The 22388-nt window shown below is 70.8% G+C and carries 24 protein-coding genes and 1 pseudogene; 4 read left to right on the top strand and 21 right to left on the bottom strand.

Translation table 11 applies throughout. The features are described 5' to 3' along the window. Positions 1–181: 181 nt before the first annotated feature. The 8 genes from SKC42_RS08275 to SKC42_RS08310 all read right to left on the bottom strand — a co-directional run bounded on the left by SKC42_RS08275 (position 182) and on the right by SKC42_RS08310 (position 8213). Positions 182–1078 carry a tyrosine recombinase XerC gene (locus tag SKC42_RS08275; protein ID WP_330963814.1) on the bottom strand — a complete coding sequence of 299 codons (897 nt, stop codon included), beginning with the start codon at positions 1076–1078 and terminating at the stop codon, positions 182–184. Positions 1079–1111: 33 nt separating this feature from the next. Continuing rightward, positions 1112–2272 (bottom strand): lactate 2-monooxygenase, encoded by a 1161-nt coding sequence (locus SKC42_RS08280; protein ID WP_330963815.1) that lies wholly within the window; start codon positions 2270–2272, stop codon positions 1112–1114. Between the two features lie 24 nt (positions 2273–2296). Beyond that, positions 2297–3154 (bottom strand): siderophore-interacting protein, encoded by an 858-nt coding sequence (locus SKC42_RS08285; protein WP_330963816.1) that lies wholly within the window; start codon positions 3152–3154, stop codon positions 2297–2299. 34 nt (positions 3155–3188) lie between these two features. After that, positions 3189–4334, bottom strand: a complete 1146-nt coding sequence (gene dprA, locus SKC42_RS08290) for a DNA-processing protein DprA (RefSeq protein WP_330963817.1) — start codon at positions 4332–4334, stop codon at positions 3189–3191. Beyond that, complete coding sequence (locus tag SKC42_RS08295; protein WP_330963818.1) at positions 4331–5842, bottom strand: YifB family Mg chelatase-like AAA ATPase; 1512 nt, start codon at positions 5840–5842, stop codon at positions 4331–4333. The genes dprA and SKC42_RS08295 overlap by 4 nt, the downstream gene beginning before the upstream one ends. Further along, positions 5842–6219: a YraN family protein gene (locus tag SKC42_RS08300; RefSeq protein WP_330963819.1), complete on the bottom strand. Its 378-nt coding sequence runs from the start codon at positions 6217–6219 to the stop codon at positions 5842–5844. The genes SKC42_RS08295 and SKC42_RS08300 overlap by 1 nt, the downstream gene beginning before the upstream one ends. Before the next feature lie 103 nt (positions 6220–6322). Then, complete coding sequence (gene fdhD, locus SKC42_RS08305) at positions 6323–7144, bottom strand: formate dehydrogenase accessory sulfurtransferase FdhD (RefSeq protein ID WP_330963897.1); 822 nt, start codon at positions 7142–7144, stop codon at positions 6323–6325. An 88-nt stretch (positions 7145–7232) separates the two neighbouring features. Next, entirely contained in the window at positions 7233–8213 is a 981-nt protein-coding gene (locus SKC42_RS08310; protein WP_330963820.1) for an SDR family oxidoreductase, read from the bottom strand. 201 nt (positions 8214–8414) lie between these two features. Between SKC42_RS08310 and SKC42_RS08315 the strand changes: the two genes are divergently transcribed. After that, positions 8415–9179, top strand: coding sequence for a GAF and ANTAR domain-containing protein (locus SKC42_RS08315; protein ID WP_330963821.1), 765 nt, complete (start codon positions 8415–8417; stop codon positions 9177–9179). A 9-nt stretch (positions 9180–9188) separates the two neighbouring features. On the opposite strand, the gene SKC42_RS08320 is transcribed toward SKC42_RS08315, so the two are convergent. The 4 genes and pseudogenes from SKC42_RS08320 to rplS all read right to left on the bottom strand — a co-directional run bounded on the left by SKC42_RS08320 (position 9189) and on the right by rplS (position 11601). After that, positions 9189–9494, bottom strand: coding sequence for a DUF2469 domain-containing protein (locus SKC42_RS08320; protein WP_085256242.1), 306 nt, complete (start codon positions 9492–9494; stop codon positions 9189–9191). Positions 9495–9542: 48 nt separating this feature from the next. Further along, positions 9543–10314, bottom strand: a pseudogene (locus SKC42_RS08325) (ribonuclease HII); the annotation flags it as partial. Positions 10315–10327: 13 nt separating this feature from the next. Further along, positions 10328–11191, bottom strand: coding sequence for a signal peptidase I (gene lepB / locus SKC42_RS08330; protein ID WP_330963822.1), 864 nt, complete (start codon positions 11189–11191; stop codon positions 10328–10330). 68 nt (positions 11192–11259) lie between these two features. After that, positions 11260–11601 carry a 50S ribosomal protein L19 gene (gene rplS / locus SKC42_RS08335; protein WP_330963823.1) on the bottom strand — a complete coding sequence of 114 codons (342 nt, stop codon included), beginning with the start codon at positions 11599–11601 and terminating at the stop codon, positions 11260–11262. 334 nt (positions 11602–11935) lie between these two features. Here rplS and SKC42_RS08340 point away from each other — a divergent pair, with 334 nt between their 5' ends. Continuing rightward, positions 11936–12880, top strand: coding sequence for a hypothetical protein (locus SKC42_RS08340; protein ID WP_330963824.1), 945 nt, complete (start codon positions 11936–11938; stop codon positions 12878–12880). A gap of 10 nt (positions 12881–12890) precedes the next feature. Here SKC42_RS08340 and trmD read toward each other — a convergent pair whose 3' ends face one another. From trmD to SKC42_RS08365, 5 genes are all read right to left on the bottom strand, one after another. Further along, entirely contained in the window at positions 12891–13580 is a 690-nt protein-coding gene (gene trmD, locus SKC42_RS08345) for a tRNA (guanosine(37)-N1)-methyltransferase TrmD (RefSeq protein ID WP_330963825.1), read from the bottom strand. A gap of 2 nt (positions 13581–13582) precedes the next feature. Next, complete coding sequence (rimM, locus tag SKC42_RS08350; protein ID WP_330963826.1) at positions 13583–14113, bottom strand: ribosome maturation factor RimM; 531 nt, start codon at positions 14111–14113, stop codon at positions 13583–13585. Between the two features lie 25 nt (positions 14114–14138). Next, positions 14139–14381, bottom strand: a complete 243-nt coding sequence (locus SKC42_RS08355) for an RNA-binding protein (protein WP_036354608.1) — start codon at positions 14379–14381, stop codon at positions 14139–14141. A 5-nt stretch (positions 14382–14386) separates the two neighbouring features. Beyond that, the gene (gene rpsP, locus SKC42_RS08360; RefSeq protein ID WP_330963827.1) at positions 14387–14875 is read right to left on the bottom strand and encodes a 30S ribosomal protein S16; all 489 of its coding nucleotides are present in this window, start codon (positions 14873–14875) and stop codon (positions 14387–14389) included. Positions 14876–15228: 353 nt separating this feature from the next. Then, positions 15229–15648, bottom strand: coding sequence for a nuclear transport factor 2 family protein (locus SKC42_RS08365; protein ID WP_330963828.1), 420 nt, complete (start codon positions 15646–15648; stop codon positions 15229–15231). Positions 15649–15860: 212 nt separating this feature from the next. Here SKC42_RS08365 and SKC42_RS08370 point away from each other — a divergent pair, with 212 nt between their 5' ends. Both SKC42_RS08370 and SKC42_RS08375 read left to right on the top strand, forming a co-directional pair. Continuing rightward, positions 15861–16097 carry a hypothetical protein gene (locus tag SKC42_RS08370; RefSeq protein ID WP_330963829.1) on the top strand — a complete coding sequence of 79 codons (237 nt, stop codon included), beginning with the start codon at positions 15861–15863 and terminating at the stop codon, positions 16095–16097. A 46-nt stretch (positions 16098–16143) separates the two neighbouring features. Then, positions 16144–17031, top strand: a complete 888-nt coding sequence (locus SKC42_RS08375) for a D-alanyl-D-alanine carboxypeptidase family protein (protein WP_330963830.1) — start codon at positions 16144–16146, stop codon at positions 17029–17031. 9 nt (positions 17032–17040) lie between these two features. On the opposite strand, the gene SKC42_RS08380 is transcribed toward SKC42_RS08375, so the two are convergent. From SKC42_RS08380 to SKC42_RS08395, 4 genes are all read right to left on the bottom strand, one after another. Next, positions 17041–17637: a TetR/AcrR family transcriptional regulator gene (locus SKC42_RS08380; protein ID WP_330963831.1), complete on the bottom strand. Its 597-nt coding sequence runs from the start codon at positions 17635–17637 to the stop codon at positions 17041–17043. Position 17638: 1 nt separating this feature from the next. Then, entirely contained in the window at positions 17639–19459 is a 1821-nt protein-coding gene (locus SKC42_RS08385; RefSeq protein WP_330963832.1) for an N-acyl-D-amino-acid deacylase family protein, read from the bottom strand. A 101-nt stretch (positions 19460–19560) separates the two neighbouring features. Next, a complete protein-coding gene (locus tag SKC42_RS08390; RefSeq protein ID WP_330963833.1) occupies positions 19561–21258 on the bottom strand; it encodes a serine/threonine-protein kinase in 1698 nt (565 codons plus the stop codon). A gap of 53 nt (positions 21259–21311) precedes the next feature. After that, the gene (locus tag SKC42_RS08395; RefSeq protein ID WP_330963898.1) at positions 21312–22382 is read right to left on the bottom strand and encodes an amidohydrolase family protein; all 1071 of its coding nucleotides are present in this window, start codon (positions 22380–22382) and stop codon (positions 21312–21314) included. Positions 22383–22388: the final 6 nt, after the last annotated feature.

Raw genomic sequence — 22388 nt, forward strand, 5'->3', positions numbered from 1 at the left:
GCCGGCCTCTCCTTCGGCCTCTCCTTCGGCGTTGTCGCTACGAGGCGGGCACTTAGGGGCATCCCCCGCTCCGCAAGGCCCGGTTGTGCGTCCACCGCGTTCGGTGTGCGTCCAGGGCGGTCGCCGGGGCGAATCCGCACCCGGGATGCACACTCGACGCCGCAAGTGCACACTCGACGGCCTACGCGCGGGGGTGGGCCTGGTCGTGCACCGCCCGCAACCGCGACACCGCGACGTGGGTGTAGAGCTGGGTCGTCGCCAGGCTGGAGTGACCCAGCAGCTCCTGAACGACGCGCAGGTCCGCCCCGCCCTCGAGCAGATGAGTGGCGGCGCTATGCCGCAGCCCGTGGGGGCCCATGTCGGGAGCGCCGTCCACCGCGGTGACGGTCTGGTGGACGACGGTTCGGGCCTGCCGCACGTCGAGCCGGCGCCCGCGGGCTCCCAGCAGCAGGGCCGGCCCCGACTCGGGGGTGGCGAGGGCGGGACGCCCGCCGGTCAGCCAGGCGCGCAGCGCCTCGGCCGCCGGCAGCCCGAACGGGACGGTGCGTTGTTTGTTCCCCTTGCCCAGCACGCGCACCAATCGGTGGTGGGTGTCGACGTCGTCGATGTCCAGGCCGCACAGCTCGCTGACCCGGATCCCGGTGGCATACAGCATCTCGACCACGAGACGGTCGCGAAGCGCCAGCGGATCCCCCTGCTCGGCGCCGGACTTCGCGGCCGCCATGGCCTTGAGCGCCTGGTCCTGGCGAAGCACCGAAGGCAGGGTGCGGTGCGCCTTGGGCACCTGCAGGCGGACGGCCGGGTCCTCGGACAGCAGGCCGCGCCGCACGGCCCACGCGGTGAACGCCTTGACCGCAGAGGTCCGACGGGCCAGCGTCGTGCGGGCCGCTCCGGCTCCGGCGGCCGTGGCGAGCCAGGACCGCAACACCGGGAGGCTCAGCCCGTCCAGGCCGATGCCCCGGCCGCCGAGGAACGCCAACAGCGAGCGCAGGTCGCCGAGATAGGCGCGCCGCGTGTGCGCCGAACGACCGCACTGCAGCGACAGGTATTCGTCGAACTCGTCGAGGACAGCCTCCACGCCTGAAACGTTCGCAGGCGCCGCCGCCTCGGGTCAGTCGACGCGCCGAAGCGTGTCCGGGGTGAGATCTTTGAGCGTCGGGTAGCCGTCGACGGCCATGATCAGGTCCGTTTCGGCCAGCAGGCTGCGCAGCACGTGCACGACGCCGTCGACGCCGCCGAGCGCCAGACCATAGGCGTACGGCCGACCGACCCCGACCGCCGTCGCCCCGAGCGCCAGCGCCTTGATGATGTCCGCGCCGCTGCGGATGCCCGAATCGAACAACACCGGCAGGCCGTCGGCCGCCTCGACCACGCCCGGCAGGCAGTCCAGCGCGGGCAGGCCGCCGTTGGCCTGCCGGCCGCCGTGAGTGGAGCAGTAGATGCCATCGACGCCGCCGTCCCTGGCGCGCCGCGCGTCGTCGGGGTGGCAGATGCCCTTGATGATCAGCGGCAGGTCGGTCAGCGACCGCAACCAAGGCAGATCGTCCCAGGTCAACGGGTTGCCGAAGGTGGTGACCCACTGCAGCACGGTGCCCTGCGGGTCCTCTTCGGGCGGGCGCGGCAGGGCGGCGCGGAACACCGGATCGCTCGTGTAATTGCTCAGGCACATCCCCCGCAACTGCGGGAAGTTGCCCGTGCTGAGGTCGCGCGGACGCCAGCCGGGAATCCAGGTGTCGAGGGTGACGATGATGCCCTTGAACCCGGCGGCCTCGGCCCGCTGCACGAGATTGGCGGCGAGCTCACGGTCCTTCGGCGTGTAGAGCTGGAAGAAGCCGGGGGTGTCACCGAACTCCGCGGCGACCTCCTCCATCGGGTCGGCGGTCAGGGTGGAGACGACCATCGGGACGCCGGTGGTAGCCGCCGCACGCGCGGTGCCCAGGTCGCCATGGCCGTCCTGGGCGCAGATGCCGATGACGCCGATCGGCGCCATGAACAAAGGCGACGGCAGGGTCAGGCCGAATAGCTGCACCGAGAGGTCGCGCTCGGCGGCACCGACGAACATGCGCGGGATCAGGCCCCAGTGATCGAATGCCTCCCGGTTGGCGCGCTGGGTGCGCTCGTCACCGGCGCCACCAGCGACGTACGACCACACCGACGGCGACATCGCCCGCTCGGCCCGGGCCTCCAACTCCGCGAATGCCATTGGCAGCGCGGGCGCCACGCCGCCCAGCCCCTTGAAGTAGATCTCGTTCTGGTAATCACCGAATGCCATGGCTTAGACAATGCCAGTCGGCCGTCAGGCCGTGGCCGATTCGGCCTCCGCCTGGGCGAGCTCCTTCTTCCACTGGCGGAAGGTTTCTTCGGTGCGGCCGCGCCGCCAGTAGCCCGAGATCGACGACGCCCACTTGGCGTCGACCCCGCGCTCCTTGCGGATGTACGGCCGGAGGTTGTGCATGACGGCCTGGGCTTCGCCGTGGATGAAGACATGAACCTGCCCGGGCAGCCACTGTGCGGTGGTGACCGCCTCAATCAGCGGCGCGAAGTCGCCGGCCCGGTCTTCGGGCACCAGGTCCGCGCGGCCGCCCCGGTACACCCAGCTGACCTCGACGGATTCCGGTGCGGCGAGCGGGATTTCATCCTCGGGGCCGGCCACCTCGATGAAGGCCTGGCCGACGGCGTTGACGGGCAGGGCTTCCAGCGCCGTCGCGATGGCGGGCAGGGCCGATTCGTCGCCCGCGAGCAGGTGCCAATCGGCGGCCGGGTCGGGGGTGTAGGCGCCGCCGGGTCCCATCAGATAGATGGGCTGACCGGGTTGCGCGGCGGTCGCCCAGGGGCCCGCGACCCCGTGCTCACCGTGCACGGCGATGTCGACGGCGATTTGGCGGGCCGCGACGTCGACGTGACGGACCGTGAATGTCCGCACCGGCGGCCTCTTCTCGGGCGGGAGCCCGGCGAAGCTGTCGAGGCTCAGCGGCTGCGGCAGCCGCGCCACGTCGACGTCCTCGGCGACGAAGGCCAGCTTGACGTAGGAGTCGGTGAATTTGCTCGGCACGAAGGTGTCGAAGTCGCTGCTACCCAGCACCAACCGCACCATGTGCGGGGCGAGTTGTTCCGTGCGAGCAACCTCGAAGCTCTGCAGAGGTCGACCTGCCACATATCCTCCCGTTCGGACCCGAACCCGCCGTCGACTATACGAGCCGCGGCATTGCCGCACCTGGTCGAGCGCGAACGATCCGCCATTGCCCGTCTTTTCGCTGCGCCAACCCGGCCAGCTCCAGCATCGCCAGCGGGCCAAGCGCCTGCTCGGGCGCGAGGCCCGAGGCGACGGCGATCTCGTCGACCGTGGCGGCGCCCCGGCCCGGCAGCGCCTCGTAGACGCGGCGCTCGGCGTCGCTCAACCCGTCCAGTGGGCCCGCCGGGTGGGGCTCGTCTGGCGCCAGCTCACCGATGCGACCGACCAGCTCGACGACGTCGTCCGCGCGGGTGACCAGCTCCGCGCCCTGCCGCAGCAGGGCGTGGCAGCCCGCCGACGCCGACGACGTCACGGGGCCGGGCACGGCGGCCACCACCCGGCCCAACGCCCGCGCCCAAGCCGCGGTGTTCGCGGCGCCGCTGCGCAGGCCGGCCTCGACCACCACCGCGGCGCCGGCGACCGCGGCCACCAGGCGGTTGCGGGTCAAGAACCGGTGCCGCGCCGGCCGGACGCCCGGCGGATACTCGGTGAACACCAGCCCGTGCCGGCCGATCCGGTGCAGCAGTGTGGAATGCCCGGCCGGGTAAGGGATGTCGAGCCCGCCGGCCAGCACCGCCACCGTTATTCCCTCGGCACCCAGCGTCGCGCGGTGAGCCGCGCCGTCGATGCCGTAGGCGCCGCCGGACACCACCGCTACGTCGCGTTCGACGAGTCCGGCCGCGAGGTCGGCGGCCACGTGTTCCCCGTACGCGGTCGACGCCCGGGTCCCCACCAACGCCGCGGCCCGCGGCGTCACCTCGGTCAGCGGCGACGGGCCCACCGCCCACAAGACCAGTGGCGGCCCGCCGCGAGGCCGCGCCACACCGTCGAACGCGGCGAAGGCGAGCCCCGGCCACTCCTCGCTGCCCGGGGTGATCAATCGGCCGCCGCGGCGCGCCAACAGCTCGAGATCTTCGGCCGCGCGGTCGATTTCGCAGCGCGCCTCGGTGTGCCGGGCCACGTCCGGGCCGACCATGCCCCGGCGGACCCGGTCCGCCGCCTCCATCGGGCCGACGCGGCGGACCAGGGCCTCGAGCTCCGCGCAGGGCGGTTCGGCCACCCAGGACAGGTACGCCCATGCGCGCATCACACCGTCGCTCATCGCGCAGCTCCCGCCTGCCGGAAACTGAGCGCGATGCCGACCTCGTCGGGCCCCGGGGATGCTCGGCCGGCCAGGTCGGCGAGGCTCCACGCGACCCGCAACGTGCGATCGAGCCCGCGGATGCTGAGCAGCCCGCGGTCGAGCGCTTTGCGCAGCGGCTCCATCGCGTCGTTGCCCGGGCGGAACTTCCGCCGCAGCAACGTGCCGCTGACCTCGGCGTTGGTGCGAAACCCGTACGGCTTCCAGCGCTCGGCGGCGGTGGAGCGCGCGAGCGCTACGCGCTCGCGCACCTGGGCGGTCGACTCGCCGTCGCTTGCCGAGAACGCCCCGGCGCGCACCCCATGCATCTGGACCCGCAGGTCCACGCGGTCGAGCAACGGGCCCGACAGCTTGCCCAGGTATCGCCGCTTGGCCGCCGCGGCGCAGATGCAGTCCTGGGGATCGGCGGGCGCGCAGGGGCACAGATTCGCCGCCAGCACCAGCTGGAACCGGGCCGGGTAGCAGGCCACCCCGTCGCGGCGGGCTAGACGGATCTCGCCGTCTTCCAACGGGGTTCGCAGCGCTTCGAGCACACTGACGCCGATCTCGGCGCATTCGTCGAGGAACAACACCCCGCGATGCGCCCGGCTGACCGCGCCCGGGCGGGCCATCCCCGACCCCCCGCCGACCAGTGCGGCGACGCTGGAGCTGTGGTGCGGCGCGACGAACGGCGGCCGGGTGATCAGCGGCGTGTCCCCCGACACTAGGCCGGCCACCGAGTGGATCGCGGTGACCTCCAGCGACTCGCCTTCGGACAAGGGCGGCAGCAACCCGGGAAGGCGTTGCGCGAGCATGGTTTTCCCTATCCCCGGCGGCCCGGTGAGCATGAGGTGATGCGACCCGGCGGCGGCCACTTCGACGGCGAACCTCGCCTGTGCCTGACCGACGACGTCGGCCAGCTCGGCCGTCGGTTCGGGCACGGTGACACCGGGCCGGACCCGCTCGGTCAGGGCGGCGGACCCGTTGAGCCAGCTCTGCAATTGGCCCAGGGTGCGCACCCCCCAGACGTCGATGCCGTCGACCAGGCTGGCCTCGGCGAGGTTGTCCACGGGGACGACGACGGCCGGCCAGCCGTCGCGCTTGGCGGCCAGCACGGCGGGCAGCACCCCCCGCACCGGCCTGACCCGCCCGTCCAGCGACAGCTCACCCAGCAGCACCGTCTTCTCCAGGCGCTCCCACGGGTTCCTGCGCTGCGCCGACAGCACGGCCGCCGCGAGGGCGATGTCGTAGACCGACCCCATCTTCGGCAGCGTCGCGGGCGACAGCGCGAGGGTGAGCCGCGCCGTGGGCCAGGTGTTGCCGCAGTTGGCGACCGCCGCCCGGACGCGGTCACGCGACTCCTGGAGGGCGGCATCGGGCAGCCCGACCAGGTGCACGCCCGGGAGGCCGGAGGTGATGTCGGCTTCGATTTCCACGCTCTGCCCGTCCAGCCCGCGCACGGCGACCGAGAAGGCGCGGCCCAGCGCCATCAGCCGACTCCCCGCAGGTGGGTGACCTCGGGGGTGCGCTGGCGACCGATCCGGACGCCGATCACGTCGATGCGGATCGCCGCCCAGCGCCGGTCCTGGCCCGCCAGCCAGAGGCCGGCCAGCCTGCGCAGCCGCCGCACCTTCTGCCCGTTGACGGCGTACGGCAATCCCCCGTACCCGTCGCCGGTGCGCGTCTTCACCTCGACGAACACCACCGTCTCGGTGGCCTCGTCGCAGGCGATCAGGTCGAGCTCTCCGTAGCGGCAACGCCAATTGCGGTGCAGGATGCGCAGGCCCATCCCGGTCAGGTGGTCGGCAGCGAGCGCCTCTCCCAGCGCCCCCAGCTGCCCCCGTGACATTGTCTGTGGGTTCGTCATGGCGCCACGGTGCACCCTGGCCCTGACAGACCGGTCCGTTCAACGGCCCGCGCCGGGCGGTTATCCCCAGCTGTCCGCCTATGCACAGGGCGGGATGGCCGCCCTAGCTGATCCGGTGCGCACCGGTATAGATGTTCATCGAGTCTCCGCGCAGGAAGGCCACCAACGTCATCCCGGACTCCTCGGCCAGCGAGACCGCCAGCGACGACGGGGCCGACACGGCCGCCAGCACCGGCACCCCGGCCAGCACGGCTTTCTGTGTCAGCTCGAACGACGCCCGCCCGCTGACCAGCAGCACCGAGGCGCGCAGCGGGACGAGCCGGTGCTCCAGCCCCCAGCCGATGACCTTGTCGACCGCGTTGTGCCTGCCGATGTCCTCGCGCACGACGAGCATCGTGCCGTCGGCCGCGAACAGCGCCGCCGCGTGCAGTCCACCGGTGCTGTCGAAAACCTTTTGCGCCGACCGGAGTTGATCGGGCAACGCGTTGAGCGTGGCCGCGGCGACGGTGGCCGGATCGTCGCCGACGGCGAAGCGGCCGCTGACCCGCACCGCCTCCAGCGATGCCTTGCCGCAGACCCCGCACGACGACGTCGTGTAGAAGTTGCGGGTGACGTCAGCGTCGGGTGCCCGCACGCCGGGGGCGAGGGTCACGTCGAGCACGTTGTAGGTGTTCGCGTTGTCGTCGTCGCGGCCGTCGCAGTAGCGGATGGTGAGCACGTCGTCGCGGTCGGCGATGACGCCTTCGGTCAGCAGAAAGCCCTGCGCCAGTTCGAAGTCGGATCCCGGTGTGCGCATGGTCACGCTCACCGCCGCGCCGTTCACGCGGATCTCGAGCGGTTCCTCGACCACCAGGGTTTCCCGCCGCGTGGTCGCCTTTTCGGCGGCGAGGTGTTTGACCCGGCGGCGTGCCGTCACCCGGTTCACGGCGTGCCGGGAGACGCGGCGCGCCACGGAAACGTCACGAAGCCAAACTACTCCGGCCACCGGGCGGGCGCCGGGCGCGAATTGGACGTCAAAGCGACGACGCCAGCGCCGCCAGGGTCTCGGCCGACGGATAGAGCGGTCGCCAGCCCAGCTGCGTCCTGGCCTTCGTGGTGTCCATCACCACAGATGTCCGCGCGGTGTGCAACCACTCGAGCATCGACGGGACCTTCGGCACCCGCGAGATCGCGGCCGACGCCGCCGTGGCGGCCACGGCCGGCACCCGCACCGGCCGGCCGCCCAGCGCCTCGACCACCTCCGACACGGTCACCGTGCCGTCGCCGGCGAGGTTGTAGGCCCCCGGTGGCGCCGGCGTGGTGGCCGCGAGCGCGATGGCCGAGGCCACGTCGTCGTGGTGGACCAGCTGCAACGGGATGCCCGGGTCCGGCACGACCGGCTTGAGCACCGGCACGGCGCCGACCACCGCGCGCACCGGGGCGGGCAGCTGGTTCCACGGCATGGCGTCGGCCAGCGCGGTGGCATTCGGTCCGGCGACGATGCACGGCCGCAGCACGAAGACCTCGAGCGGCGAATCGCCGGTGATCTGGGCGAGCAGCGCCTCACACGCCGCTTTCTGAGCGGAGTAGTAGTGCTCGGCGGATCCCCGCGTCGGCACGTCCTCGGTCAGCGGGACGGGATTGTCGGGGTGATAGCCGTAAGCCGCCACCGAGGAGGTGTAGACCAGGCGCCGTGGCCGCTCGGCGGCGACCGTGGCCGCGAACACGTTCCGCGTGCCCTGCAGGTTGATGCGTTCGCTCTCGTCCCGCGAGCCCATGATGATGAAGGCCAGGTGGACCACCACGTCGGCCTGGGCCACCAGCGCGTCGACCGCGGCGCGGTCCAGAATGTCGCCCTGCTGGTAGGTGGTCTTCAGCCAGCCGCGCGTCGACGGGTCGAACGGGCGCCGGGCCATCCCGACGATCCGATCGACCGCGGGCTCACGCTCGAGCGCGGTCACCGCCGAGATGCCGATCTCTCCTGTTGGCCCGGTGACCGCGACGGTGATGCCCATCCGGACATCCTTCCCGGTGGCGCCGCCCGGAAAACGCGGGTCGGCCGAAGACTCGACGCCCGTCTTCGCCCGTGCCGGAAACAGCCTGATCGACGCCGCCTGGGCGGGTAGCGTGTGAAGGTCGTCGGCGACCGATAATCTACGGCGATCGGACGTGGGTTCGATGACCTTCGATGACCACGCGCAGGAGGAGCAGGGACATTGGCAGACGAGCCCGATTCCGACAGCGCCGTGCCCGGCGGGGAGACGGCCGACCCGGGGACGGTCTTCGCGGCACTCGCGGAGATCATCTACCAGGGTTCGGACGCGGGCGAGATGTATGCGGCCATCTGCGTGGCCGCCACGCTCGTCGTGCGCGGCTGTGACCATGCCAGCCTGCTGATGCGCGAGAACGACCGGTACATCACCGTGGGCGCCAGCGACCGGCTCGCGCAGGAGATCGACGAGATCGAGCGCCGGTCGGGCGACGGCCCGTGCATCGACGCGATCGAGGAGGAAACTCCGCAGATCGACCCCGACCTGACCACCCCGTCGCTGTGGCCCAAGCTCGCCAAGGTCCTCGTCGAGGAGACGCCCGTGCGCGGCGCCATGGGCTTCCGGCTGCTCGTCGACAAGCGCAAGGGGGCGGCGCTGAACCTGTTCAGCGAAACCCCCAACATGTTCGACGCCGAGGCGGCCGGCCGCGCGGCCGTGCTGGCCTCCTTCGCCAGCGTGGCCATCAACGCGGTCGCGAAGGGCGAGGACGCCGCGAGCCTGCGCCGGGGCCTGCTGAGCAACCGCGAGATCGGCAAGGCCGTAGGGATGCTGATGCTGCTGCACGACATGAGCGAGGACCAGGCGTTCGACCTGTTGCGGCGGCATTCCCAGGCGCTCAACATCAAGCTGGCCGACGTGGCGCGCGCCGTCATCGAGCAGCGGGGTCAGCTCCCACCCGACACCCAGACCGAGGCCACGTCGAACGCGTAGCCCGCGGGGCTATTCGGGGAGCCGCAACTCGGGCTTCTCGACCTCTTCGATGTTGACGTCCTTGAAGGTGACCACCCGCACGTGCTTGACGAACCGCGCGGGGCGGTACATGTCCCACACCCAGGCGTCGGAGAGCCGCAGCTCGAAGTACACCTCGCCGTCGGCGTTGCGCGGAAACATCTCCACGCTGTTGGCCAGGTAGAAGCGGCGCTCGGTTTCGACGACGTAGCTGAACTGCCCGACGATGTCCTTGTATTCGCGGTAGAGCGAGAGCTCCATCTCGGTTTCGTACTTTTCGAGATCTTCCGCACTCATCTGCTCAGACGTCCTTCTCCACCAGACAACGTTGCCGGCCGCCGGCTCGCGCTGGTCAGCGACAAGCGACCCGCCGGATGAACCCGCGGTCCATCTTCCCTCACCGACATACTCCGCGCCCAGGCGGAGGGTCCGCTTTGCACTCGGCCACCACCCGGGCGCCCGCGCCCGCCGCCACCCGGCGCACGTTGATGAACGAATGCCGGTGCTCGCGGCAGGGGCCCAGCTCGGTCAGCGCCGAGCTGTGGGCGGGGGTGCTGTAGCCCTTGTGGTCGGCGAAGCCGTAGCCGGGGTGCTCGGCGTCCATGGCCACCATGAGCCGATCCCGGCTGACCTTCGCGAGCACGCTGGCCGCCGCGATGCAGGCCGCCACCGCGTCACCGCCGATCACCGGCAGCGACGGCACGGGCAGCCCCGGCACCCGGAAGCCGTCGCTCAGCACGTACCCCGGACGCACGGAGAGTCCCGCCACCGCCCGCCGCATACCCTCGATGTTGGCCACGTGCACCCCGCGGCGGTCCACTTCGGCCGGGGGAATGAACACCACGTGGTAGGCCAGTGCGTAACGCCGGATCAGCGGGAACAGCCGCTCCCGCGCGGCCTCGGTGAGCTTCTTCGAATCATCCAGCGCTGCAAGGCTTTCCAGACGGCCGGGCCCGAGCACACAGGCCGCCACCACCAGCGGGCCCGCGCACGCGCCACGACCCACCTCGTCCACGCCAGCCACCGGCCCCAGGCCGCTGCGGTACAGCGCCGACTCCAGGGTGCGCAAACCCCCGGACTTGCGGATCACCGTCCGCGGCGGCCACGTTTGCGTCAAATTCAAGCCACCGCTACTGGCTCTGCTGGGGGTTTACCGAACTCACACCGCCCCACCGCGTCGGCGGCCACACGATGAACCTGGCCTTGCCGATGACGTTCGCCACCGGCACCGTCCCCGAGTTCGGGTCGCCGGTGCACAGAATTTCCTTGAGCGCGTCGGCGGGAACGCTGTCGCAATGGGCGCGCGAGTCGGCCGAGTGCGTGCGGTTGTCGCCCATCACCCACAGCCGTCCCTGCGGAACGGTGACGGGCCCGAACTGACTGCCCAGGCACGGGTACATCGCCGGGTCGGCGTTCATGGTGGCGGCATTGAGATACGGCTCCTTGAGCGGCTTGCCGTCGACCGTCAACCCGGTGTCCGCGCGGCACTGCACCGTCTGGCCCCCCACGGCGATGACGCGCTTGACCAGGTCGTTCTCGTCGGGAGGCACGAAGCCGATGAAGGACAGGCCGTTCTGGATCCAGCGCAGCACGGTGTTGTTGGACCGGATCGACTTGTAGCCCCGGTTCCAGGAGGGCGGCCCCTTGAACACGATGACGTCGCCGGGGTGGGGAGTGCCGAACCGGTAGGTCAGCTTGTCGACCATGATGCGGTCGCCGACGCATCCCGTGCACCCGTGCAGCGTCGGCTCCATGGACTCCGACGGGATCAGGTACGGCCGTGCGATGAACGTCAGCATGACGTAGTAGAGGACCACGGCGATGAGCGCGAGGACCGCGAACTCCCGCAGCGGTGACTTCTTGGCCTCCGGCTCGGCCGGTCCCGGCTCTTCGGCGGGAGCGTCGAGATCACGGGTCGAGACCTTGGGCTCCGGCTGGCCGGCCTCGGACTGGGGCTTCGTCGAGTCGGCGGCTGAGTCCGGGGTATCGGTCACGAGATCAGCGTAGTCAGCACGGCGTCAGGCCGCCGAGTCGGCCGCAACCGGCCACCGGGGCGCACCGGTCAGCGCTTTTCCTTGATCTTGGCCTTCTTGCCGCGGAGTTCGCGCAGGTAGTAGAGCTTGGCGCGGCGGACATCGCCTCGGGTCACGAGCTCGATGTGGTCGATGTTCGGCGAGTGCACCGGGAAGGTGCGCTCGACGCCCACGCCGTAGCTCTCCTTGCGGACGGTGAAGGTTTCCCGGACGCCGCCGCCCTGCCGACGGATCACCACGCCCTTGAACACCTGGATGCGCTCCTTGGCGCCCTCGATGACCTTGACGTGCACGTTGACGGTGTCGCCGGGACCGAACGCCGGGATGTCCTCGCGCAGCGACGCTTGGTCGACAAAGTCCAGCCGGTTCATGAGAGACACATCCTTGAGGTCGACGGCGTGCGGCAGCCACTCCCACGCGCGTGAGTGCGGTCACCGAGCCGATGGTTTCGGGCGTTCGGCGTATCTCGCAGCAGGCGAGAAGCGGCCCGGACGGCGGCTTCGGCTGGAGACAACTGGTCAATTGTGCCAGACGGCCCGCGTGCGGAGAAAATCACACGAAATCGGCGCGGTTAACGGCGAGCCGAACACGCTGGTGAATGGTACATATGACTGGGGTCGACACGCGTCAGCCAAACCCGAAACCCGCCCCCACTGCACGTCGCAGTGCGCGCTTCTCGCCGGAGGAGAGCTCGGAGGACACATAATGCCGGTACGGCCACGTAGGCTGCTCACCGCCACGGCGGCGGTGGCGTTGCTGGTCGTCGCGGGGTGCGAGGCGAAAGTGCAGGCCAAGACGTACAGCGCGCCGACGCACGCCGCACCCGCCCCGTCGCCGTCGGCCGCGCCTCCGTCACCGCAGCTGGCCGAGCTGCTGTTCGAGGCGATCACCGTGCCGCAGGCGGCGGCCAGCTCTGGGCTCGGCGCGCTGCAGAGCCGCGTCCAGCAGGCGACGGACGAGGCCGCCGCCGCCGGTGCCGCGCTCTCGCTGGCCATCCTCGACCGGTCCACCCACCAGCTGGTCACCAACGGCAACGGCCAGATCATCGGGACGGCGTCGGTCGCCAAGCTCTTCATCGCCGACGACCTCCTGCTGCACGAAGCCGAGGGGAAGACGGTGCTGAGCGCCGACGACCGCCAGGCGCTGGATGCCATGCTGCAGTCGTCGGATGACGGGGCCGCCGAGCGATTCTGGGGCCAGGGTGGCGGCGACGCCATCATCACCGCGGTCGCCGGCCGGTATGGGCTCGCGTCGACCACCCCGCCGAGCGACGGGCGCTGGTGGAACACTATGAGCTCGCTGACCGACATGATCCGCTACTACGACATGCTGCTCGACGGGTCGGGGGGGCTGCCGCCCGAGCGGGCCAAGCTCATCCTCAACGACCTGGCCCGGTCCACGCCCACCGGAATCGACGGCTACCCGCAGCGATTCGGAATCCCGGACGGCCTGTACAACGAGCCGGTCGCGGTCAAGCAGGGCTGGATGTGCTGCATCGGTAGCAGTTGGATGCACCTGTCCACCGGGGTGATCGGCGCCGACCACCGCTACATCATGGTGATCCAGTCGCTGCAGCCCTCCGACGACGCCACCGCCCGGGACACGATCACCCGCGCGGTGAAGACGTTGTTCCCCAGCGGCCGGATCTGAGCCGCGTGCGCTAGTCGCCCAACAGGTCCGGGCGGCGTTCTCGTGTGCGCCGCAGCGAAACCTCCCGCCGCCAGGCGGCAATTCGTGCGTGATCGCCCGAGAGCAGGACGTCGGGAACATCCAGGCCGCGCCAACTCGGCGGCCGCGTGTAACTCGGCCCCTCCAGGAGCCGATCCAGCGCGGGCGAGTGCGAATCTTCGTGCAGCGATGCGGGATTGCCCAGGACGCCGGCGACCAGCCGCAGCACGGCCTCGATCATCACCACTGCCGCCGACTCCCCGCCGGGCAGCACGTAGTCGCCGATCGAGACCTCCTCGACCCGCATCCGGCGAGCCGCGTCGTCGACGACGCGCTGGTCGATGCCCTCATAACGGCCGCAGGCGAACACCAGGTGCGCCTCGCCGCTCCAGCGCTGCGCGGTGGCCTGCGTGAAGAGCGAACCGGCCGGCGTCGGGACCACCAAGACCGTTTCGCCGGAACAGGTTTCGTCCAGCGCGTCACCCCAGACCGGCGCCTTCATCACCATCCCGGGACCGCCGCCGTACGGGGCGTCGTCGACCGAGTGGTGCACGTCGTGGGTCCACCGCCGCAGGTCGTGCACCCGCAGGTCGACCAGGCCGGCGTCGATCGCCTTGCCCGGCAACGATTGTCGCAGCGGCTCCAGGCAGGCGGGGAAGATCGTGATCACATCGATTCGCACGGCTACCCCAGGTCCAGCAGACCCTCGGGCGGATCGATCTCCACGACACCGTCCTCCAGCGATACCGACGTGACGATCGCGGTGACGAACGGCACCAGCGCCTGAGCCACCCCGGGGCCCGCATTCCGGTCGATCGCCAGCAATTCCCCGGCGGCGGTGTGCAGCACCTCGGCGACGACACCGACCTCTTGACCCGTCGTCGTCCGGACCCGGAGACCCTCGAGCTGATGGTCGTAATAGGTGTCCGGCTCGTCTATCGGCGGCAGGTCGCCGGAGTCTACGACGAACAACCGGCCCCGCAACGCGTCGGCCCCGTCACGGTCGTGCACTCCGGCCAACCGCAGCAACATTCGCCCACCGTGCTCGCGCGCCGCCTCCACGACCAAGTCGTGTTCCGGACCACCGCGAGGATTTTTGGCGCGCAACGTGTTTCCGGGTGCGAACCGGGTCACGGGGTCGTCGGTGCGGACCTCGACGACGAGCTCGCCGTGAATCCCGTGGGCCTTCACGACGCGTCCGATGGTCAACTCCAACGGAGTTCCATACCGCAGCGCTCCGCTACTGGTCGGTGTCCACCACGTCGACGCGGATGCCGCGCCCACCGATGCCGGCGACCAGGGTGCGCAACGCGGTCGCGGTACGTCCGCCGCGGCCGATCACCTTGCCCAGGTCGTCGGGATGGACGTGGACTTCCACCGTGCGCCCCCGGCGACTGGTCACCAGGTCCACCCGGACATCGTCGGGATTGTCGACAATCCCGCGGACCAGGTGCTCAACAGCGTCGACGACGACCGTGCTCACGTCAGTCAGCTCTCGGTCGTCGGCTCGGCCTGCTCGGCCGGCGCGGCGTCGGCGCTCGCCTCGGCGGCGGCTTCATCACCGGATTCGGCCTTGGCGGCCTTCTTGGCCGGGGCCTTCTTCTTCGGCTTGGTGGCCTCGGTGGTGGGACCGCCGTCAGCCTCGGCGAGCGCGGCGTTGAACAGCTCCAGCTTGCTGGGCTTGGGCGGGGCGACCTTCAGGCTGCCCTCCGCGCCCGGCAGACCCTTGAACTTCTGCCAGTCGCCGGTGATCTTCAGCAGCTTGAGCACGGGCTCGGTCGGCTGAGCCCCCACCGAGAGCCAGTACTGGGCGCGCTCGGAGTTGATCTCGATCAGGCTCGGCTCTTCCTTGGGGTGATACCGGCCGATGACCTCGATGGACCGGCCGTCGCGGCGCGTCCGCGCGTCGGCGACGGCGATGCGGTACTGGGGATTGCGGATCTTGCCAAGCCGGGTGAGCTTGATCTTCACAGCCATGATTAAGCGATCTCCTGTGGTGTCACGCGGCAATTCAGCGACCCGGGCGGGATGCCGGGGTCCGGTTTTGCCTCGCGTGTGTGACCACCGAGCGATGCGTAATCGCTCAGCGGACAGCCGCCCATTGTGCCAGAACAGGTCACCGCGCCAGAAATCCGTCGGCGATCGCAAGCGCGGCGAAGCCGGGCGCAGCGGGTCACCGCGCCAGAAATCCGTCGGCGATCGCAAGCGCGGCGAAGCCGGGCGCAGCGGGTCACCGCGCCAGAAATCCGTCTTGCCGCGAAATTGCCGTCGTGGCCGCGTTCAGTGCGCGAGCGCAGCCCACACGGCCATCTCGGCGGAGCCGCGCCGCGTCACATCACTTTCTGGAAGACCTTGGTCTCGACGCGGCGGGTCATCCGCCAGCCGTCGGCGGTGCGAAGGAACTCGTCGTCGTACCACAGCCCGCAAAACAGCGCCTGGTCCCCGTCGCCGGGCAGCACCATGGGGTTGAAGCAGACGACCCTCGACGACGCCGTATCCCCCTCGATGCGCACCGAGAAGTTGCCGAGCATGTGGGCGTACACCGGGAAGTTCGGCAACACCTCCGACAGCCACTTCTTGACCTCCGGATAGCGGCCCTCGATGCCGCCCAAAGCGGTGTAGTCGATGTATGCGTCCTGGGTGAACACGCGATCCAGGTCGTCGAAGCGGCGGTTGTCGATGGCGGTGGAGTAGTCGACCAGTAGCTGCTGGATCTCCAACCGGTCCGAGATTTCCTCGAGGCTCAGCATGGGTCGATTCAACACCGCGCCGCGGCCCCGCCGGGGACCGGTGCCGGCGGCATTGGGATCGGTAGCGACGCGGCCCGGGTCCACTTGGCGGGAGACAGCCAGCAACGAAGGGACTGACCATGACCCTGGCGCGAGGATTTTCCCGTTTTCCCAGCCCACGCGGACCGCAGCGGGGGAATAATCCCCGGTATATGAAAGCAGCATGCGCCGGGGTGGCAACCGTCCTGAGCTTGGCGGGCGGTCTGGGTCTGCTCGCGCCGCCCGCGCAGGCCGCGCCATGCCCGGCCGGACACTCCTGCCAACAGTGGTGCCCGGGTGACGCCAACCCCGCGGGGCGCCCGATCCCGTGGGACGGCAACGTCTGCCACGACTACTACTGGGACTACTACGGCGTCCACGACGTCGGCACGGGCGCGTTCTACTCGTGGCGGGACATGCCGTGGCACTGACGCGAAAATAGCCGCCCGACGCGCCCGGAAGCTACTATCTGCGGCCATGCGCAAGCTCATGGCCGCGGCCGCCGCCGCGCTCACGCTCGGCACGTGCGCCGGCACCGCCGGCGTGGTCACCGCGGGGGCCGACAGCATGCAGCCTGTGGGCTCGGTGCCGATCCCCGACGGCCCGGCGCAGACGTGGATCGTGGCCGACCTCGACAGCGGTCAGGTGCTTGCCGGGCGTGACCAGAACGTCGCGCATCCGCCCGCGAGCACCATCAAGGTCCTGCTGGCCCTGGTGGCGCTCGACCAGGTGAGCCTCGACCAGACCGTCGTCGCCGACGCCGCGGACACCGAGGTCGAGTGCAATTGCGTCGGGATCAAACCGGGCCGCAGCTACACGGCGCGCCAGCTGCTCGACGCGCTGCTGCTGGTCTCCGGCAACGACGCCGCCAACACGCTGGCACACCTGCTGGGCGGCCCCGACGCCACCGTGGCCAAGATGAATGCGAAGGCCGCGTCGCTGGGGGCCACGAGCACCCGCGCCGCCACTCCGTCCGGTCTGGACGGTCCGGGAGGCTCCGGCGCGTCGACCGCACACGATCTCACCGTCATCTTCCGCACCGCGATGGCCAACCCGGTGTTCGCGCAGATCACCGCCGAGCCGTCGGCGATGTTTCCCGATCCTGCCACCGGCGTGGAACGCCCGATCACGAACCAGGACGAGCTGCTGCAGCGCTATCCTGGCGCGATCGGCGGCAAGACGGGATTCACCGACGCCGCGCGCAAGACGTTCGTCGGCGCCGCCGCCCGCGGGGGCCGACGGTTGGTGATCGCCATGATGTACGGCCTGGTCAAGGCGGGCGGGCCGAGCTACTGGGACCAGGCCGCCAGCCTGTTCGACTGGGGCTTCGCGCTCAACCCGGAGAACGGCATCGGCACCCTCTGACGACCGCGCTCAGGGGTTGGGCAGCCCGGCGGTCAGCAGCGCCGCGAGCACCGGAATCCGGCGGGCGGCGATGTCCGGCTGGGGCAGGACGCCCTCGACCACGGCCGCCCCGTCGAACACGTTGGTCATCAGAGCCACGAGCACCGGAAACGTCTCCTCCGGGAAGGCTTCGGCCCCCGGCAGGGCGCGGGCCGCGTCGTAGATCTTCGCCGAGTACTGCCCCAGCTCGTGTCGCAGTGTGTCCCTGAGCTTTTCGTCGGTCCGCGCGGCGACGAGCAATTCGTAGATGACGGCGTTGGCCGGGCCGCTGGTGATGTCGCGCAGGATCTCCAGGGCCGTCTGGAGCGCCGGCCGGTCGGCCGGGATCTCGGCGACCCGCTTGGTGAACGACTCCAGCTGGCGGCGCAGCACTTCGGACGCCGTCGCGGCCATGAAGTCGCTCATCGTCTCGAAGTGACGGAACAGCGCGCCCACCGACACCCCCGCACGCTTGGTGATCACGGCGGCGGAAGCCCGGGCGTAACCCACCTCGACGATGCTGGCGATGGACGCCTCGAGGAGCCGGCCGACGGTCTCCTCGCGGCGCTGCTGCTGGGTTCGCGCCACGTCAGACCCCGGCCTCGGCGGCCTGCCGGGCGCCGGTGCGCTCGGCGCCGCGGGCGCCCGGGTGGCGGGCGCCGGCCCGCAGGTACCGGCCGGACCGCACGGTCTCGCCGTAGCCCTCGTGGAAACGGCCGTCCCGGAACACGACCGTGCCGCCCACGCCGGTGGCGACCACGGCGTCGTCGTTGCGGTTGACCATGCGGCGCAGCCCGCCGTAGAAGGGCACCTCTTCCTCGTAGTAGCCGTCCACCGCGTCGTTGAGGCCGGCCGGGTCGATCACGACGAAATCCGCGCGGTCGCCCTGGCGCAGGGTGCCCGCGTCGATGCCGAACCACTCCGCCAACTCCCCGGTGAGGCGGTGCACCGCCCGCTCGGTGGACAGGAACGGCCGGCCGGCGCGGTGGGCGTCCCGGACGCGCTTGAGCATCCTCAGTGGGAAGTTGTAGAAGGCCATGTTGCGCAGGTGGGCCCCGGCGTCCGAGAAGCCCATGTGGATGCTCGGCTCGGCGGCCAGCTTGTTGAGCTGCTTGGGCCGGTGGTTGGCCACCGTCGTCGTCCAGCGGACGTTGCGCTCACCGTTCTCGACGAGCACGTCGAGGAACGCGTCGAGCGGATGCAGCCCGCGCTCGTCGGCGATCGCGCCGAAGCTCTTGCCGATCAGAGATGGGTCGGGGCATTCGACGATGATCGCGTCGTGGAAGTCGCGGTGCCACAGCGACGGGCCCAGTTTGATGCGGTCGAACTCCCGGCGGAACTGGCGGCGGTAGGACTCGTCGGCCAGCAACTCGTTGCGCTGCAACTGGTCTCGCAGGTGGAGGGCGGCGGTTCCCGCGCCGAACTCCTCGAACACCGGCAGGTCGATCCCGTCCGAGTACAGCTCGAACGGGACGGGCAGGTGCTGGAAGCGCACGCTGGAGCCCAGCAGCCGGTTGAGGATCCGGGTGCCCGGCCCGAACGTGCGCACGGCGTACGGCATGGACTTCGCATCGGCGGACACCAGCAGGCTCATCCGAACCCCCTTGCCGCGTCCCAGGATTCGGCTGCTGGAGAGGAAGAAGAGGAGACCGGACAGCGCGCTTTCGATGTTCGGCGCGCTCTGCAGGATCCGGCCGCGCTTGCGCAGCACCTTGATCAGCCGACGCCGCTCCCGCCACGTGGCGAACGTGGACGGCAGAGCTCGCGACCGGAACCGGTCGCCATCGAGCTTATCGATCGCCGCGTCCATGCCGGACATGCCCAGCATCCCGGCGTCCAGCGCCTGCTCGAGCAGCGCCGCCATCTTTTCCAGTTCGGCGTCGGTGGCCCTGACACTCGCGTCGGTGGCGCGATCGAGGCCGAGCACCGCGGCCCGCAGGTCCGAATGGCCAAGCAGCGAGCCAACATTGGGGCCGAGCGGCAGAGCGTCGATCGCCTCGACGTATTCCGCCGCCGTCGACCAGTTCCGGTGCGTGGTCAACGCGTCGTAGACGTATTCGCGGGGCACCGCCTCGACCCGGCTGAACAGGTCGGCGGCGTCCTCGGAACCGGCGTACACCGTGGACAGCGAGCAGTTGCCCAGCAGCACGGTCGTCACACCGTGGCGCACCGACTCCCGCAGCCCGGGATCCAGCAGCACCTCGGCGTCGTAGTGAGTGTGCACGTCGAGGAAGCCCGGGACGACCCACTTGCCCGCGGCGTCGATCACGTCCGGGCAGCCCGTCTCGTCGAGCGGCCGATCGGAAACCGTGGCCAGCACGCCATCACGGATGCCGAGCGTCCGGGTTCGCGGCGCGGCGCCCGTGCCGTCGAACCACAGTCCGTCGCGGATGATCACGTCGTAGGTCATGTCTTCCTCCAGGTGTCCGGTGCGGGAACCGTAACATTGATAGTGATCGCTCGCAATCTTTTCTGGAGGCGAGTCGAACGGACGGCGGCCGGAAGGCTCCGTCAGCGGTGGGGTTCGGTGGCCGGCGGCGCGGGGGCGTCGGCGATCGTCGCGGGGTCCGGCCCGGTGACGGCCGGCGGGACGTCGCCGCTGCGGCGCAGGACCGCCGGGATGCGGATCACGGCCGACCGTTGGGCGCACTCGTTGCTCTGCACGGTGACGGTCTCCTCGCCCACCAGATCGTCCTCCGGCCGGGGCTTCAGCGACAGCACCACCGTCGCCGCCTGCGTCTGCACCGGCCGGTCCGGACCGGCGCACGCGACGCGGGCCTCCTCCGGCTGCGATTGCCAGCGACCGTCCGCGAACCGCATGATCAGCTGGCCGGCGTCGGGCACGGCGGCCCGCTGATGGTCGCCGTCGTCGAGCCGGATCGCGGCCGCGACGCATTCCGCAGGGGCGCACGACGAGCGAAACGCCCACCACGTCGTCACGTCCGGCGGCTGCGGGTCGGCCACATAGTTGAACGTCTGCTTGGCGCGTTGGACCTCGAGGCGGTAGGAACCGTCGAGGGGGACGGGCGCGGCGGACGGGACCGCGGGCGTCGGCGGCTCGGCGGACGGGGCCGGCACCGGTGCGGCGGACCGGGCACCGCTGGTGCCGGTCGTGCGCCCGAGGGCGAAGCCGAGCGCGAGCAGACCGATCACCAGCAGGACGGCCGCGAGCACCAGCAGGATTCGGCGGGGCCTGCGCCGCCTCGGCGGGGGCGCCGGGGGCTGCCGCACCGCCCGCGCGCGACCCAGCGTCACCGGGCGGTGCTTCTCCGGGGGCCGGCGCCCTGACCCGGCGGCGGCCCGAGGCACTCGGGCTTTCCGGACGGGACCGTGGGCTTTGACCGACGCCACGTCTTCCGCCTCGACAGTCTCCGGCCAGGCGTACGCGGGATATTCGGCCACCAGCGGGGCCCCGGCGCTGCGGTCCGCGGTCGAGCCGCCGACCTGCTCGTTGGCCGCCTGGGCGAACTGGCGGCAAGTTTCGAACCGGTCCGCGGGGCTTTCGGCGAGCGCCCGGGCAAAGACGCGATCCAGCCGCACCAGCTCGGGGCGCAGGCTGCTCAGGCTGGGCGGACGTTCTCCCGGCGATGTGCCGGTCAGCAGATGGAACGCGGTGGCCGCCAGCGCGTACTGGTCGGCGCGCCCATCAACCGCAGACCCGGCACCGGCGGGCGCCTGCTCGGGCGCCGCATATTTCCCGGTTGACGCGCCCAGGGCCGGTGCCGTCCCGAAGTCGCTCAGGAGGATCCGCCGCTCCCCCTCCCCGCGACCGGTCAGCAGAATGTTGGCGGGCTTGACGTCGAGATGCAGCATCCCGCTGTCATGGGCGTAATCGAGGGCCTCGGCGACGGCGCTGACCAGGGCGAGCACCTCCCCCGCCGGTGAGACCGCCGGGAAGCGGTCGGCCATCAGCCGGGCAGCGTCGATGCCCTCGACGTATTGCATCGCTACGTAGAGGCGGCCGTAGAACTCGCCGCGCTCGTGGACCTCGACGATGTGCGGGTGGGTGAGGCTTGCCGCGGCCGGCGTCTCCGCCTGAAATCGCCGGCGGAATTCTTCGTCCGCCGACAACTCGGCGGAAAGGACCTTCAACGCCCGCCAGACGGCCGAGCTGCGGTCCTGCACCAGGTAGACGTCACCGGTCGACCCGGAACCCAGCCTTCGCGCGATCACGTATCCGGCAAACGTCGCGCCGCTGGCCAACGCCATGCAGCGATCCTATCCGCGATCCCGACCTCGCGCCCGCCGGTGCCCGGCCGGGACTAGGGCCGAAACACCTTGCCCCGCAAGATCACCAGATCGGGGTGGTTGAGCACTTCGGAACTCAGGCGCGGATCCTCCGAGTAGCACAGCAGGTCGGCCGACGCCCCGTGGTCCAGGCCGGGCCGCCCCAGCCAGCGGCGCGCGTCCCAGCACGCCGCGCCGAGCGCGTCGGTCGGGCTCATGCCGATGCCCTTGAGCGCCTCGACCTCGTCGGCGATCCGCCCGTGCGCGATCATGGTGCCGGCGTCGCTGCCGGCGTAGATCGGCACGCCCGCCTCGCGCGCCGCGGCCGTGCGCGCCCGGCAACGGGCGTGCAGGTCGCGCATGTGTGCGGCGTAGGCAGGGTAGCGCGCCGCGGCGTCCCCAATGCCTTCGAAGTTTTCCAGGCTGTTGATCAGCGTGGGGACGAGCGCGGTCCCGTGCTCGACCATCAGGGCGATGGTGTCGTCGGTGAGGCCGGTGCCGTGTTCGATGCAGTCGATGCCGGCGTTGATCAGGCCGGGCAGCGCGTCCTCGCCGAAGACATGCGCGGTGACCCGGGCGCCGTGGGCGTGCGCGGCGCCGATCGCGGCCTCGAGCACGTCGTCGGACCACAGCGGGGCGAGGTCGCCGACTCCGCGGTCGATCCAGTCGCCGACTAGCTTCACCCAGCCGTCGCCGCGTCTCGCCTCCCGGGCGACCGCGCCCGGCAGCTCGGATTCGTCCTCGAGTTCGTCGGCGAAGCCCCGCGAGTACCGCTTGGGCCTGGCCAGGTGTTTGCCGGCCCGGATAATGCGGGGCAGGTCGTCACCGTCGTCGAGGCTTCGCGTGTCGGTGGGCGACCCGCAGTCGCGCAACAGCAGGGCGCCGGCGTCGCGTTCGGTCTCGGCCTGTCCGATGGCCTCCTCGATCGGGATCTCGCCGTCGTCGCCGAGCCCGACGTGACAGTGTGCGTCCACTAGCCCGGGCACGATCCAGCCGCCCTCGAAGACGGTGCCGGCGCCCGCGACCCGTTCGGTACTGATGCGGCCGTCGACGATCCACAGCTCGATCTCGGTCTCGCCGGGCAGCTCCAGACCCCGCAGGCGCATCCGCAC

The organism is Mycobacterium sp. 050134 (assembly GCF_036409085.1).
Taxonomy (GTDB): domain Bacteria; phylum Actinomycetota; class Actinomycetes; order Mycobacteriales; family Mycobacteriaceae; genus Mycobacterium.

What these genes read in the sequence shown, in the direction of transcription:
- SKC42_RS08385 (WP_330963832.1), bottom strand. Translation starts at nt 19,459, where the DNA reads ATGACCTACGACGTGATCATCCGCGACGGACTGTGGTTCGACGGCACG.
- SKC42_RS08340 (WP_330963824.1), top strand. Translation starts at nt 11,936, where the DNA reads ATGCCGGTACGGCCACGTAGGCTGCTCACCGCCACGGCGGCGGTGGCG.
- SKC42_RS08280 (WP_330963815.1), bottom strand. Translation starts at nt 2,272, where the DNA reads ATGGCATTCGGTGATTACCAGAACGAGATCTACTTCAAGGGGCTGGGC.
- SKC42_RS08295 (WP_330963818.1), bottom strand. Translation starts at nt 5,842, where the DNA reads ATGGCGCTGGGCCGCGCCTTCTCGGTCGCCGTGCGCGGGCTGGACGGG.
- dprA (WP_330963817.1), bottom strand. Translation starts at nt 4,334, where the DNA reads ATGAGCGACGGTGTGATGCGCGCATGGGCGTACCTGTCCTGGGTGGCC.
- SKC42_RS08390 (WP_330963833.1), bottom strand. Translation starts at nt 21,258, where the DNA reads ATGGCGTTGGCCAGCGGCGCGACGTTTGCCGGATACGTGATCGCGCGA.
- SKC42_RS08365 (WP_330963828.1), bottom strand. Translation starts at nt 15,648, where the DNA reads ATGCTGAGCCTCGAGGAAATCTCGGACCGGTTGGAGATCCAGCAGCTA.
- rpsP (WP_330963827.1), bottom strand. Translation starts at nt 14,875, where the DNA reads ATGGCTGTGAAGATCAAGCTCACCCGGCTTGGCAAGATCCGCAATCCC.
- SKC42_RS08300 (WP_330963819.1), bottom strand. Translation starts at nt 6,219, where the DNA reads ATGACGAACCCACAGACAATGTCACGGGGGCAGCTGGGGGCGCTGGGA.
- rplS (WP_330963823.1), bottom strand. Translation starts at nt 11,601, where the DNA reads ATGAACCGGCTGGACTTTGTCGACCAAGCGTCGCTGCGCGAGGACATC.
- SKC42_RS08320 (WP_085256242.1), bottom strand. Translation starts at nt 9,494, where the DNA reads ATGAGTGCGGAAGATCTCGAAAAGTACGAAACCGAGATGGAGCTCTCG.
- SKC42_RS08375 (WP_330963830.1), top strand. Translation starts at nt 16,144, where the DNA reads ATGCGCAAGCTCATGGCCGCGGCCGCCGCCGCGCTCACGCTCGGCACG.
- SKC42_RS08395 (WP_330963898.1), bottom strand. Translation starts at nt 22,382, where the DNA reads ATGCGCCTGCGGGGTCTGGAGCTGCCCGGCGAGACCGAGATCGAGCTG.
- SKC42_RS08310 (WP_330963820.1), bottom strand. Translation starts at nt 8,213, where the DNA reads ATGGGCATCACCGTCGCGGTCACCGGGCCAACAGGAGAGATCGGCATC.